This window comes from Dyella sp. 2YAF14, from assembly GCF_052114725.1.
Lineage (GTDB): Bacteria > Pseudomonadota > Gammaproteobacteria > Xanthomonadales > Rhodanobacteraceae > Dyella.
Map to the genome: position 1 here is coordinate 87,979 of NZ_JBFRFH010000004.1, position 12,947 is coordinate 100,925.

At 64.3% G+C, this 12,947-nt stretch carries 10 protein-coding genes; 4 read left to right on the plus strand and 6 right to left on the minus strand.

Translation table 11 applies throughout. The annotated features are described in order from the left end of the window. Positions 1 to 7 precede the first annotated feature (7 nt). Entirely contained in the window at positions 8 to 2,425 is a 2,418-nt protein-coding gene (locus tag AB4Y82_RS08830; RefSeq protein WP_441603330.1) for a GH92 family glycosyl hydrolase, read from the minus strand. Between the two features lie 1,406 nt (positions 2,426 to 3,831). Here AB4Y82_RS08830 and AB4Y82_RS08835 point away from each other — a divergent pair. After that, on the plus strand, positions 3,832 to 4,857 hold the full coding sequence (locus AB4Y82_RS08835; protein WP_441603329.1) for an aldo/keto reductase: 1,026 nt from the start codon (positions 3,832 to 3,834) through the stop codon (positions 4,855 to 4,857). 63 nt (positions 4,858 to 4,920) lie between these two features. On the opposite strand, the gene pgm is transcribed toward AB4Y82_RS08835, so the two are convergent. Further along, entirely contained in the window at positions 4,921 to 6,570 is a 1,650-nt protein-coding gene (pgm, locus tag AB4Y82_RS08840) for a phosphoglucomutase (alpha-D-glucose-1,6-bisphosphate-dependent) (RefSeq protein WP_441603328.1), read from the minus strand. Between the two features lie 195 nt (positions 6,571 to 6,765). Beyond that, positions 6,766 to 7,032, minus strand: a complete 267-nt coding sequence (locus tag AB4Y82_RS08845) for a DksA/TraR family C4-type zinc finger protein (protein ID WP_441603327.1) — start codon at positions 7,030 to 7,032, stop codon at positions 6,766 to 6,768. Between the two features lie 148 nt (positions 7,033 to 7,180). On the opposite strand from AB4Y82_RS08845, the gene AB4Y82_RS08850 reads away from it, so the two are divergent. After that, entirely contained in the window at positions 7,181 to 7,690 is a 510-nt protein-coding gene (locus AB4Y82_RS08850) for a hypothetical protein (RefSeq protein ID WP_441603326.1), read from the plus strand. Position 7,691: 1 nt separating this feature from the next. Here the strand turns inward: AB4Y82_RS08850 and AB4Y82_RS08855 are convergent, their stop codons facing one another. Both AB4Y82_RS08855 and AB4Y82_RS08860 read right to left on the minus strand, forming a co-directional pair. Further along, entirely contained in the window at positions 7,692 to 8,111 is a 420-nt protein-coding gene (locus AB4Y82_RS08855; protein WP_441603325.1) for a GNAT family N-acetyltransferase, read from the minus strand. Beyond that, positions 8,108 to 9,607, minus strand: coding sequence for an efflux transporter outer membrane subunit (locus tag AB4Y82_RS08860; protein ID WP_441603324.1), 1,500 nt, complete (start codon positions 9,605 to 9,607; stop codon positions 8,108 to 8,110). The genes AB4Y82_RS08855 and AB4Y82_RS08860 overlap by 4 nt, the downstream gene beginning before the upstream one ends. Positions 9,608 to 9,898: 291 nt before the next feature. Here AB4Y82_RS08860 and AB4Y82_RS08865 point away from each other — a divergent pair, with 291 nt between their 5' ends. Both AB4Y82_RS08865 and AB4Y82_RS08870 read left to right on the plus strand, forming a co-directional pair. Next, positions 9,899 to 10,297: an OsmC family protein gene (locus tag AB4Y82_RS08865; protein WP_441603365.1), complete on the plus strand. Its 399-nt coding sequence runs from the start codon at positions 9,899 to 9,901 to the stop codon at positions 10,295 to 10,297. Positions 10,298 to 10,606: 309 nt separating this feature from the next. Then, on the plus strand, positions 10,607 to 12,247 hold the full coding sequence (locus tag AB4Y82_RS08870; RefSeq protein ID WP_441603323.1) for an MASE1 domain-containing protein: 1,641 nt from the start codon (positions 10,607 to 10,609) through the stop codon (positions 12,245 to 12,247). A 28-nt stretch (positions 12,248 to 12,275) separates the two neighbouring features. Here AB4Y82_RS08870 and AB4Y82_RS08875 read toward each other — a convergent pair whose 3' ends face one another. Further along, positions 12,276 to 12,797, minus strand: coding sequence for a hypothetical protein (locus AB4Y82_RS08875; RefSeq protein WP_441603322.1), 522 nt, complete (start codon positions 12,795 to 12,797; stop codon positions 12,276 to 12,278). Positions 12,798 to 12,947: the final 150 nt, after the last annotated feature.

A 12,947-nucleotide genomic window follows, 5' to 3' on the forward strand; every position in this document is an offset into this window, starting at 1 on the left:
GTGCCGCTTACGCTTTCGGCGGCGGGAACGACGGCGGCGCCTTGGCGATATCGCTGCCCCAAGCCTTATTGGCCTGCGCACCCAGGGTAAATTCAAGCTTCCCGCCATGCTCGGCGAAACTCGCCGGCAACCACGGACTGTCGTGCGGCTTGCCGTTCACGCTCAGGGACTGCACGAACGGTGTCTGCGCCGAAGCCGATGGCGCGGCAATCACCACATCACCCTGTGTGCGATGAATCACTGCATGGGTGAACAACGGGCTGCCGAGGATGAGTTCGCCACGACCCGGAATGGCCGGATACATGCCGAGCGCGGACCACACATACCAGGACGACATCTCGCCCAGGTCGTCGTTGCCGGGAATGCCTTCGGGCGTGTTCTTCCACAGCGTGTTCACCACGATGCGCACGGCCTCCTGCGTCTTGGACGGCTGTCCGACAAAGGCATACAACCAGGGCGTGCCCACCGAGGGCTCGTTGTCGAGCTCGGCATGCAAGGGACCGGCTTCGGTCAGCGCCCACTTGCCCTTGTCGTCGTGGAAGAAGCGATCCAGACGAGCCGATGCCTTCTCGATGCCGCCCATCTGATCGAACAGGCCACGCACGTCGAACGGCACCATCCACAGATAGACCGCCGCGCTGCCTTCGACAAAGCCATCGTCGGCCTCGGGCTTGAACGCGGGCCAGCTGCCGTCGGCATTGCGGTTCTGGATATAGCCGCCTTCCGGCGCCGCCTTCGGGTTGAACAGGTTGCGCCAGTAGCCGGCGCGGGTCAGGAACAGCGCTTCGTTCTTCTTGTCGCCGACGCGGGCAGCAAGCTGGGAGAGCGCAAAATCCGCCGTCACGTCTTCCAGCGTTTCCGCCGCGCCGCCCCAGGCGTGCGAGGTGGTGGCGATGTAATGCAACTTCAGCCACTGGTCGAGCGACGGACGCTGGCCCACGCACTCCACGTTGCAGCCGTCGTCGGAGAGATCGTTGGCAGTCGTCACAGTCGCCGCCGTCAGCAGCGAGGCATACGCGCCCTTCAGGTCGAACTCGTGGCCGCCGAAGGCATCGATGGCAGCCAACGCGGGCACGGCCGGGTCGCCGCTCATCACGTGGGTGCCGCCGTTGTTGTGCGTCCAGCGATCCCACTCACCGTGGTTCTGATTGGCCTGGTTGAACAGCGACTGCGCGATATCGCTGCCCACGTCCGGATACAGCCAGGTGACCAGCTGCAACTGCGAGCGGTATATATCCCAGCCGGAGAAGTTGGCGTACTGCACGCGCTGCTTGCCTTCGACGCGATGCACCTGCTGGTCGAAACCGCGGTATTCGCCGTTGACGTCGCTGAATACGTTGGGGTGCAGCAGGGAGTGATAGAGCGCGCTGTAGAACGTAGTGCGCTCATCGGCGCTGCCGCCCGTGATGGCGACCTTGCCGAGCGCATCGTTCCACGCCTGGCGAGCCTTGGCCTGCACCTGCGCCACCGTCTGCCCCGCGGGAATCTCCGCCGCGAGGTTGGCCTTGGCGTTGTCGAGGCTCACGTACGAGATGCCCACGCGAACGTTCACGGCGCCCTTGGCCGGATCAAAACCCAGCCACACGCCCGAGCCCTTGCCCGCGGTGGGGAAGCCCTTCGCGTCATAACCCGTGCCGCCTTGCGCCGCCGTCTTGCCGGGCTGCACCTCGCCGTCATGCCAGGCACCCGTGGAGGCGAACGGCTGATCGAACTGCGCCACGAAGTACAGCGTGTAGTAGCTGCGCTGATCAGCCTTGGCCAGGTAGCCGCAGAAATTGCCGCTGGTGACCGAACCGGTGACGGTGTGCGTGGCACGATCGATGCTGACGTTCGCGTCGCTGCTGCCCACTTCGGAATCGGAGGTGCGAATCAGCAGATTGGCCGGCTTGTTGGCAGGAAACGCAAAGCTGCCGATGCCGCTGCGCGTTGCTGCCGCCAGTTCCACCTGCACGTCATTGGCCAGGCGCACACGATACGCGCCGGCCGTGGCCTGCTCGTTGGCGTGCGTGTAGTCGCTGGCGTAGGTGGCATCGGTGAGATCAGCCGAAGGCGAGGCCTGCACGGCGGTGGTCACCGGCATAAAGGGCACATCGCCGCTCGCGCCAGCACAACCGGCGCCGGAGATATGCGTGAGGCTCAAACCGCGGATGCGCGGCGCGTCGTACAGATAGCCGCTGGGCGAGGCGGTACGGGTGTGCTTGCCGCGCGTGTTCTCCGGACTCCACTGCAACATGCCGAACGGAACCACCGCGCCCGGATAGGTGTTGCCGCCATGGCGGCTGCCAATCAGCGGATTGACCTCGTCCGCCGGCTGACTCGCGCCCTGCGCCAACAAGGGCGACGCGGCCGCCATCGACACGCCACACGCCAGCGCCGCGATCCACGCGCGACGAAGCCCCTGCCTACCCGACAAGCCCTGCCCCATGCCACCTCTCCCCGACGGACGTTTAGCCGTCTTCACATATTTAGATCGATCTAAATTGAGCATCTAAAAAAAGGCCACGAAGTGATGGACCCGGTTCCCGGATGACAGCGACTTGTGCCTGTCCCCAACTCTAACCTGCTTTGCAGCCGGGATGCTTGCTGCAATGCAAAAGAGGCCCAGGGGTCGCACCCATCGCCTCAATTCGCATTGGCTTTATCCCTTCAGCCATCGCCGCGCCCGCTTGTCTGTGGGAGCGCACCCTGTGCGCGACAGCGACGCTGCGGTGTACCGCTTCGTAGGTTTGTCGCGCACAGGGTGCGCTCCCACAAAGAAGCGGACCGGCAAGATTGATCCGCCATCCACAGGCCTGCGTCCTCCCTTGTAGGAGCGCACTTGTGCGCGACCGCAGAGCTGGGGTGTACCGCTCCGTAGGTTTGTCGCGCACAGGGTGCGCTCCCACAAAGAAGCCGATCGGCAATGTTGATCCGCCATCCACAGACCTGCGCCCTCCCTTGTAGGAGCGCACTTGTGCGCGACCGCAGAGCTGGGGTGTACGTCTCCGCGCGCCATCGCGAAGAGGAATTAATGCAGAGCCTCACTGCGCCCGCTTGTCTGTGGGAGCGCACCCTGTGCGCGACAGCCACGCTGCGGTGTACCGCTCCGTAGGTTTGTCGCGCACAGGGTGCGCTCCCACAGACAAGCGGATCGCATGGTTGAAATCGTGCGCGACGGCGAGCGTGCTCCCTTGTAGGAGCGCACCTTGTGCGCGACCGCAGCGCTGAGGTGTACCGCTCCGTTGGTGGGTCGCGCACAAGTGCGCTCCTACAAGGGAGCTGCTTGGCCCAACAACGTCGCGTTGTTCAGCTCTTGATCCAGCTCTTGATCCGGCTCTTGATCCCCGGGGTCCCCGTATGACGCGGCGGGCGGGTGGAGGAAAGCCCGGAGGGTGGCCGCATGGATGCGGCCAGTTTTTCGACAGGACAGGGATGTCCTGTCGAAAAACCCCGTAACCCGCACGCGCACCTGGAGGACCGAAGGTCCGGAAGGCGCGTCATCCGGGGGGCCCTTCTCTTTGGTTACTTTCTCTTGGGCAAGCAAGAGAAAGTAACCCGGCCTCCGGCAGGAGGACGGAAGCCCGCGGCAGGCGAGCCAGGTCGCGACATGGCGATAACCGAAGACCGACGCTACTGGATCCCGGCCTGCGCCGGGATGACGGGCAAAAAAAACTGCCTTCGCCCAGATGCCCGCCGCTATGCGAACGCCTCAAAGCTCGCACACGCCACTCATGCGACCGACAAAGCACCATTACCCCAAGCGCATTGCCTCATAAAGCCTAGTTCCGTATCTTCGAACTATAGAACAGTCATTCCTCTCCCCCATTCCCAAACACAAAGAGGTCCCTCCCCATGGAATACCGTCACCTAGGCGCATCCGGCTTCAAAGTCCCCGTGCTCAGCTTCGGCACCGGCACCTTCGGCGGCAAAGGCGAATTCTTCGGCGCCTGGGGCAACACCGACGTGGCGGAAGCCAAGCGCCTGGTCGATGTCTGCCTCGATGCCGGCCTCACCATGTTCGACAGCGCCGATATCTATTCCGAAGGCGCTGCCGAATCGGTGCTCGGCGAAGCCATCAAAGGCCGCCGCGATCGCGTACTGATTTCGACCAAGGCAACGTTCCGCTCTGGCGAGGACCCCAACGATGTAGGCTCCTCGCGCTTCCATCTGCTCAAGGCCTGCGATGCCGCGCTCAAGCGCCTTGGCACCGACTACATCGACCTGTTCCAACTGCACGGCTTCGACGCAAAGACTCCCGTGGAAGAAACGCTGTCGACTCTGGACGATCTCGTGCGCGCCGGCAAGATCCGCTACATCGGCGTCTCCAATTTCTCCGGCTGGCACCTGATGAAATCGCTCGCCGTGGCCGACCGTTACGGCTATTCGCGCTACGTGGCGAACCAGGCGTACTACTCGCTGATCGGCCGCGATTACGAATGGGAACAGATGCCGCTGGGCATCGACCAGGGCGTGGGCGCGGTGGTGTGGAGCCCGCTGGGCTGGGGTCGCCTCACCGGCAAGATCCGCCGCGGCCAACCGTTGCCCACCACCAGCCGTCTGCACAAGACTGGCGACGTGGGCCCGCAGATGTCGGACGACTATCTCTATCGCGTGGTCGATGCGCTGGACGAAGTCGCCGCGGAAACCGGCAAGAGCGTGCCGCAGATCGCACTGAACTGGCTGCTGCAGCGTCCGACGGTATCGACCGTGGTGATCGGTGCGCGCAACGAGGAGCAGCTGAAGCAGAACCTCGGCGCGGTGGGCTGGAACCTCAGCAAGGAACAGGTGGCCAAGCTCGATGAAGCCAGCGCCGTGACGCCGGCCTATCCGTACTGGCACCAGGCTGGCTTCCAGGAACGCAATCCCTCGCCGGTGTAAGGCCAAACGCAAAGAGGCGCGCAGTGAGTTGCGCGCCTCTTTGCGTACAGCGATGCGAATGAATCAGCTTGCGTGCAGCGCCGCGTCCACCATCGCCTGCGCTTCTTCCAGCAATCGCTGCAGATGCGCCTCGTCCTTGAAGCTCTCCGCGTAGATCTTGTAGATGTCTTCCGTGCCCGACGGTCGCGCTGCAAACCAGCCATTGGCCGACGCCACCTTGATGCCGCCAATCGATGCGCCATTGCCAGGCGCACGATCCATTACGGCTTCGATCTTCTCGCCGGCCAGCTGCGTGCTCTTCACCTGATCGGGCGACAGCTTGGAAAGCCTCGCCTTCTGCTCCGTGTTAGCCGGCGCATCGACGCGCTCTGACACCGGAGTACCCAGGGCGCGGGTCATCTCGCGATACAACTCGCCCGGATCCTTGCCCGTGCGCGCGGCGATTTCCGCCGACATCAGCGCGGCGGCGATGCCGTCCTTGTCGGTGCTCCACACGCTGCCGTCGCGACGCAGGAACGACGCGCCCGCGCTTTCCTCGCCGCCAAAACCCAGCGAGCCATCGAACAATCCATCGACAAACCATTTGAAGCCGACCGGCACTTCGTAAAGGCGACGACCCAGCCGCTTCGCCACGCGATCGATCAAGCCCGTGCTCACCAGCGTCTTGCCGACGGCGGCATCGCCGCGCCAATGCGGGCGATGGCGGAACAGGTAGTCGATCAGCACCGACAGATAGTGATTGGGCAACAGCAGGCCGGTGCTGCGCGTCACGATGCCGTGGCGGTCGTGATCGGTATCGCAGGCAAAGGCGACGTCGTAGCTGTCCTTGAGGCCGATCAGGCGCTGCATGGCGTGCGAGGAGGAAGGATCCATGCGGATCTTGCCGTCCCAGTCCACGCTCATGAAGCGGAAGGTGTGATCAACCACATCGCTCACGACGGTGAGGTCAATGTTGTAACGCTCGGCAATCGGCGCCCAGTAGTGCACGCCCGAACCGCCCAGCGGATCGACGCCCAGGTGCACGCCGCTGCCGCGTATCGCATCGAAATCGATGACGTTGGCGAGGTCGGTGACATAGGCATCGAGGAAATCGTGCTGGTGCGTCGTCGACGCGCGCATGGCTTCGGCGAATGGCACGCGGCGCACATCGCGCAAGCCGCCTTCGATCAGCGCATTCGCGCGCTTCTGCACCCAGCCGGTGATGTCGGTATCGGCGGGACCGCCGTTGGGCGGGTTGTACTTGAAGCCGCCACCATCGGGCGGATTGTGCGAAGGCGTGACCACGATGCCGTCGGCAAAGCCGTGGCTGCGGCCGCGGTTGTAGGTGAGGATGGCGTGCGAAATCGCCGGCGTCGGCGTGTATTCGCCGCCCTTGGAGACCATGGTCTCCACGCCATTCGCAGCGAGCACTTCCAGCGCACTTTCCAGAGCCGGCTGCGACAAGGCGTGCGTATCGATGCCGATGAACAGCGGACCGTCGATGCCCTTGCCTGCACGGTATTCGCAGATGGCCTGGGTGATCGCCAGCACATGCCACTCGTTGAAGCTGCGCTCGAACGAACTGCCGCGATGACCCGAAGTGCCAAACGCCACGCGCTGACTGGGCACACCCACATCCGGGCGCAGATCAGCATAGGCATCACGCAAGCGGCCCACATCCACCAGTTGATTCTCAGGGACCAGCTTGCCGGCCAGCGGGCTGAGGCGGCTCATCGGCACGTCTCGGCAGTGACGGAACGGGCGAACGGGCACAGGCGGTAGGACATGGTCATGCGAGGGCGCATCCTGGTTCGACAGAAAGGAACCATTGACCCTCGCCGCAGCGTCGCGTGTCAAGAGCAAAACCGCCTGAAACGCCTATGCAGACGTGCACAACGGGTGAAACGACGCAGCATCGTCGGACACTGTTCAGCGCAGCTGGCTGTCCTTGCTGCCGCGACGGTTATAGCCGCTGAAGGCGGCCTCTTCCTGGTCGTGCGCCGTCTGGCAGTTCACGCACAGGCGTACGCCGGGCACGGCCTTGCGTCGCGCTTCGGGAATGGCTGCGTCGCATTCTTCGCAATGAGTGAGACCAGGACCGCTCTGCATGCGGCTGCGCGCACGCTTGACCGCGTCGTCCACGGTCGCGTCGATCTGGTCCTGTACGGCGCCGTCGCCGGCCCAACCTGTTGCCATCTCTCCTGCCTCCCGGGACCGTCGCACGCCATCGGCGCCGGCCCACTACAACGCTATGCAGCCCATCAAGATGGGGTTGCAGGCCACGTTCCCAAGCATACGCCGGGCCGGCGTTGTAAGGTCAGTCAGGTACCGTCGAGGAGCGCATATGCACGCTTACGATCTTGCTGGCTGGGGTTCCCTGCTGTCGGCTGAAGTGGGTGCAGCAGCGGCGCTGACCGGCCTGTTGTTTGTGGCGATCTCGATCAACCTGTCGAGCATCGTGGCCAATCCCATCTTGCCCAGCCGCGCCATCGACGCGCTGTGCAAGCTGGCCAACGTGCTGATGATTGCGTCGCTGGGCCTGGTGCCCGGCATCTCGGCGCGGCTGTTCGGCTGGGTGGCGCTGGCGATTGGCCTGGTGGCATGGTTCATCCCCACCTGGAACCAGTTCATGCAGCTGCGCCAGGCCACGGCCAACTGGAACTGGCGCGAACACAAGGACTGGATCCTCACACGCGCACTGATCACGCAGATCGCCACCTTGCCCTTCCTGGTGATGGCGATCTCCATTGAGCTCGGTACCGGCGGCCTTTACTGGCTGGTGCCGGGTGTCCTGTTTTCCTTCATCGGCGGCATGTTCGGCGCGTGGATCCTGCTGGTGGAGATCCTGCGCTGAGTCAGAAACGCTTGCGCAGAAAATAGCGCGCGCCGCCCACCGGATAATCGGGAATCTCGCCGAACACGCTGTAGCCGAGTTTTTCGTAGAAACCGCGGGCCTGGAACGCAAACGTATCCAGCCACGCGCCGACGCAGCCGCGCTCGCGCGCGATCTCTTCCGCACGACGCAGGATCGCCGTACCCACGTCCTGCCCGCGCATGGACTCAGGAATGCCCAGCAGGTCGATGTGCAGCCAGTCCAGCGCGGTCTCGCCCCACAGCCCACCAATGGTGTGGCCGTGCTCGTCACGCAGCGCGATCACCAGCGGCTGGATGTCGAGCGTCGGTACCTTGCTGAGGTTGTAAGCGCGCAGCGGCGCCGCAATGGCCTCGCGATCGGTGGCATCCGGGGCGTGGACAGCGTGAAGTTCGTAGTTCATCGGCGCGTGGCATCCGGTGTCGCCGATGCCTGCGGCGGCGCGCTCGCCTGGTTCATCTCGGCAACGTCGTTGACGCCGTCGAAGCCACCGCCCAGCGCCTCGATCAGTCGGATGGAGATATCCGCCTGCTGACTTTCCAGCAGCGCCAGGCGCTGTTGCGCGGTCAGCAATTGCTGGCGACTGGTGAGCGGCGTGAGCGGGCCGCGCAGCCCACCCTCGTAAGCCTTGATCGCATCATCCCAGCTCTTCTGCGCATCGTCCGCCGAGCGTCGCTCCAACACGATCTGCTGGCGCACCGAAGTGAGCGCGGAGACCTGATCGGACACCTCGTTCAAGGCACTCACCAGCAAGCTGTTGTAACGCGCCACCATCGCATCGTACTCGGCATCGGCGCCCGCCAGATGGGCGCGGCGACGGCCGCCATCGAACAGCGGCAGGCTTAGCGCGGGACCGAACACATACTGGCGTGCCTGCAGCGACAGCACGTTGGTGCTGCCGCCCACGGCAATCAGGCCGGCCATGGCGCTGACGCTGATGTTGGGCAGGAATTCCTTCTTGGCCGCCGTGACATCGCGGTTGGCCGCTTCGATTTCCCAGCGCGCCGCCACGAGATCGGCGCGACGTCCGAGCAGATCCACCGGCAATTTGTCGGGCAGGACGGCCGGGCCGCGATCGACCAGTTGCGGCCGCTCGATGCTCAGGCCGCGATCCGGCCCCTGCCCCAGCAACACCGAGAGCGAGCTGCGCGCTGCATCGATGGCGCGGTCGGCGGCCACCTTTTGTTGCTCGGCGCCGGCCGCTTCCGAATCGGCCAGATGCTCCTGCTGCGGCGTGCCAAGCCCACCGCGCACCAGCTTGCGCGTGATGTCGAGCGAGCGACCGGTGCGATCGCCTTCCGCATCGGCGACATCCTTCTGCGCAAACGCATAGCCGAGCTGCACATAGGCGCGCGCCACATTCACCGACAACTCGATGCGCGCCGCATGTGCTTCAATCTGCGCGGCACGACTGCGACCCAGCGAGGCTTCCCATGCCGCGCGCTTGCCGCCCCACAGGTCCAGATCCCACGAGAAATCGGCGGTGAGCGACTTGCTCCAGGCAAACGTGCCAATCGCATATTCGGGATAGATCGGGTTCTTCTTCGACAGGTACGCGCCGGTGATCGACGCGTCGAAATTCGACTGCGGCTTGCGCAGCGCATTGATGCTGTCCGCCACGGCCTGCGCCTGGCGTGCGCGCGCCTGCGCCTGCTCGAGGCTGGGGTTGTTCTGCAGCGCTTCCTCGATCAAGGCGGTGAGCTGCGGGTCGCCATAGGCCACCCACCAATCCTGTGCCGGCCATGCCGTGGGGCTCAGCTGCACATCGGCCAGGCTGCGCTCGGATTTCAGGCTGCCCGGTTCGGTCATGGTGCCCGTGGTGTGCAAGCCGCGACTGGTGGTGCAGCCGGCGATAACCAGGCTGAGTGCGATGGCGACAGGAAGGACGAGGGAACGCATGGCGGGATCATCCGAAAAGTGGAGCGCGGAGCTGCGCGTCGTCGCTGCCGACCCTTGGTGAAACCATGGCCGGCGCGTACGCAACATGCAGAAGCCTGCACGTGTGCGTCGATTATATCGCCCCGCCTCAGGCTCGCGCAGCGCTGCGAGGCAACGACAAACAGCCAGACAGGGGCGACTTTTGTCCAATTGTCAGATCGATGTCGCGCTCCACGGCGCTTGGCGTCGCGTGCATCGGCGCTTACGCTGCGTCTCTGTGCTCAACCTCAAGGATCAACGCCCATGTCCCATGTGTCCTCTGCAAGCATCGTTTCAACCGACAGCCACTACCTTCATCACATCGAAACCGCGCACTTCAAACTGGACACCGATGAGCCGGTCAAGCTCGGTGGACAAGGGGCAGCACCAGCGCCGTTCGATTACTACCTGGCTGCGCTCGCCGCCTGCACCGCGATCACCCTGCGCATGTATGCCGAACGCAAGGGCTGGGAGCTGGGCGAGTTCCGCGCCGAGCTGCAGCTCGATCGCGACGACGAGGGTCGCCTGCAGGTCATGCGTACGCTGCACGCTTCGGCCGCGCTGAGCGACGAGCAATGGGCCCGCTTGCTGGAAATTGTCGCCAATACCCCGGTGACCAAGGCGATGCGCGAGGGCGTGACCATCTCCAGTCGCCGTGGCGAGGCCGCTTAAGCCCCTGATTTAACGATCTGATCGCGAAATTGTGTGGACGCAATCGCAAGTATTTGCACTGCGTCACAATGCGACACCCTTCACCAGAACATCACCGGCTTTTATGAGAGAGTCCGCGCTGGTGTCACACGGCCGCGCCTGATTGCAGAGTGAAAACGTGGCGCAGCCCAACAGATGATTCAGGGCGGCAGGACAACCGATACCCGACCTGGATGATGGGGGTGCCGGTGCACGACGATATTGCACCGAGCACATAAACCCTGGCCCACGAGAGCCAGGGGAGTCACGGCAGCCAAGGGGAAGAACAGCATGGGGGAAGCTATCGCGCCACGCGCCTGGGGCCGTCATGTGGCTGTTTGCATGGCGTACGCCGTCAGCTATGCGTTGCTACGCGACGTATCCGTCTCTCACTGGAATCTGCCTGCGGGCCTGCGGGTGGCCAGCCTGCTGTTGTTTCCCTATCGCTATTGGCCTGCGCTGCTGATCGGCGAAATGATCCCGGTGGACTATCACGCCTTTCATTGCATCGACGACTTCGGTTGGCGCTGGTCGGCCCTGGCCGCGGTGCCGCCGATCCTGCCCTTGATGGGCGCCGTGGCCTGGGCGCGCCGCCATGCACGTTTGCTGCTGGGCGCACACCAGATCAGCATGCCCATGCTGCTGGGCGTGATACTCGCTGGCGCCGTATTGACGGCGATCAGCAATGCGCTGGTACTGATGGCGGCGGAAGTGCCAGCCGGCGTCCCGCTGCCGCCGTTGGACATCCAGATCATCTTTGGCTATTTCCTCGGCAATTACCTGGGTGCACTGGCCATCGCGCCCACGGTGATCGCGATCTATCTAGGGCAGACGCGCAGGCCAGCAAATCCGCGCGAAGCCGAACTGTGGCGCAGCCGCCTCGTCAAGGACACCTTGATTGGCGTGGTGACGCCGCTGCTCGTGCTGATGGGCCTGGTATTCAGCAGCCAGGGCGACAGCATGCAGGTGTTCCGCATCGCCATGTTCCTGCCGGTGGTCTGGCTCACCTCGCGCCACGGCTGGCAAGGCGCGGCGCTGGGCGGCACGCTGGCGAGCCTGGCGGTGACCATGACCTCCTCGATCGTGCGTGATCCGGGCGTCATCCAGGCCCAGGCGCTGATCGCGTTCGCCATCACCACCTTGCTTATGCTCGGCTCGCGCATCGCCCATCAGACGCATGCGGAGCACGCCACGCAGATGGATACCTTGCGCGGTTTTCAGCTCGCCCAGCAAGGTCTTTACCTGGAAGAGTTGCGGCTACGCCAGGCGGCCGACACGCTGGAACACATCGGCGTCACCATCCGCGACAACCACAACCGCCTGCTGGACCGTCTTCGACATGTGCTGCCCACCAGCGAAGAACGCAGCTATGCCAAGCAGGTAGCGCTGGCGCAACACGAAATGCATCGCCTCGCCAATGCGCTGTATCCACGCGGCTGGCGCGAGCGCGGCGTACCGGCCACGCTGCGCGAAGGGCCGTTTGCGCAGGCCATCCAGATGGCAGGCGCCACCTATCAATGCGAACTCTCCGGACGCGGCCTGAGCCAGCTCGCCCCCGATGTGCATATGGCGCTGTATCGGCTGGCCTGCGAAGTGCTGGTCCACGTGCTGTCACGCGGCCCCATGCAGGATGTGCAGCTGCAGCTGCGCGGCGGACACACGCGCGGCCGACGCTGGGTGGTGATGCGCCTGGTCGGCAGGCGCGGCATGGGCGACGCGACGCCCCATGCAGAGCTGGATGAGGAACCCTGGAAGCAGGCGATGACCCTGCTGGGCGCCAGCGGGCTGGGCATCTCCTCGATACGCGATCGCACGCATATCTATGGCGGCGATGTGCATCTGCGCGACATCGGATCGAGCGTCAGCGTGACGTTGCTGCTGCACGATTCGTTGCGCAGCAGCGCGATCCACCACCGGAGCGCTTCGCGTTAGAAGCGCTCCGGCAGGGTTTACTGCAACATCAATTGGCGCGCGAGCTGCATTCCACCGGATCGTGGCAATCACCGGACGAGGTGGTTGCGTTCTTGGTGGTAGCAGGAGCCTGCGGAGTCGCTACCGCATTGGTCGACGGCCCCTGGAAGCGCGAGCTGCATTCGACCGGATCGTGGCAGTCGCCAGCGGCGACATACGTCGCTGTCGAACCATCGGCTTGCGGCGCGACCAGCACTTTCACGGTGCTGTCCTGATAGACGATATCGCCCTTGGTATTGCCGGACGCCGGCAGCGGCTCATCAGGCGTGGCCACGCGCGCAGCATCGGAACCCACCGGCAAGGTGAGGAAGCTGCCCGAGGCCGTGGCGAACGCGGCGCGCACCTTGCCGCCCAGATCGTTGATCTGCACATAGCGCACACCGTTGCGCTGGAACACATAGACATGCCAATGCGGACTGGCGCTGACGTCGGTGGCGTTCGGCCAAGACTGGCCCAATCCACTGGACGGCAGGCTGTTGGCGGCCATCGCGCCCATCGATGTCAACGACATCGCCAAAGCGCCCAAGGCCAACCAACGAAACCGACGGCTCGATGCATGATGCATATGTTTTTCCTCCATGTTGATCCCCTATTCCGAGATGCCGCTGGCATCACTCAAGACCGATCATCACTGGCGCAGGCCGTTGCGGCGTATCGCCAG

Excerpts from the sequence above, each read along its gene's own strand:
- AB4Y82_RS08830 (WP_441603330.1), bottom strand. The coding sequence starts at position 2,425 with ATGGGGCAGGGCTTGTCGGGTAGGCAGGGGCTTCGTCGCGCGTGGATC.
- AB4Y82_RS08835 (WP_441603329.1), top strand. The coding sequence starts at position 3,832 with ATGGAATACCGTCACCTAGGCGCATCCGGCTTCAAAGTCCCCGTGCTC.
- pgm (WP_441603328.1), bottom strand. The coding sequence starts at position 6,570 with ATGAGCCGCCTCAGCCCGCTGGCCGGCAAGCTGGTCCCTGAGAATCAA.
- AB4Y82_RS08845 (WP_441603327.1), bottom strand. The coding sequence starts at position 7,032 with ATGGCAACAGGTTGGGCCGGCGACGGCGCCGTACAGGACCAGATCGAC.
- AB4Y82_RS08850 (WP_441603326.1), top strand. The coding sequence starts at position 7,181 with ATGCACGCTTACGATCTTGCTGGCTGGGGTTCCCTGCTGTCGGCTGAA.
- AB4Y82_RS08855 (WP_441603325.1), bottom strand. The coding sequence starts at position 8,111 with ATGAACTACGAACTTCACGCTGTCCACGCCCCGGATGCCACCGATCGC.
- AB4Y82_RS08860 (WP_441603324.1), bottom strand. The coding sequence starts at position 9,607 with ATGCGTTCCCTCGTCCTTCCTGTCGCCATCGCACTCAGCCTGGTTATC.
- AB4Y82_RS08870 (WP_441603323.1), top strand. The coding sequence starts at position 10,607 with ATGGGGGAAGCTATCGCGCCACGCGCCTGGGGCCGTCATGTGGCTGTT.
- AB4Y82_RS08875 (WP_441603322.1), bottom strand. The coding sequence starts at position 12,797 with ATGTCGTTGACATCGATGGGCGCGATGGCCGCCAACAGCCTGCCGTCC.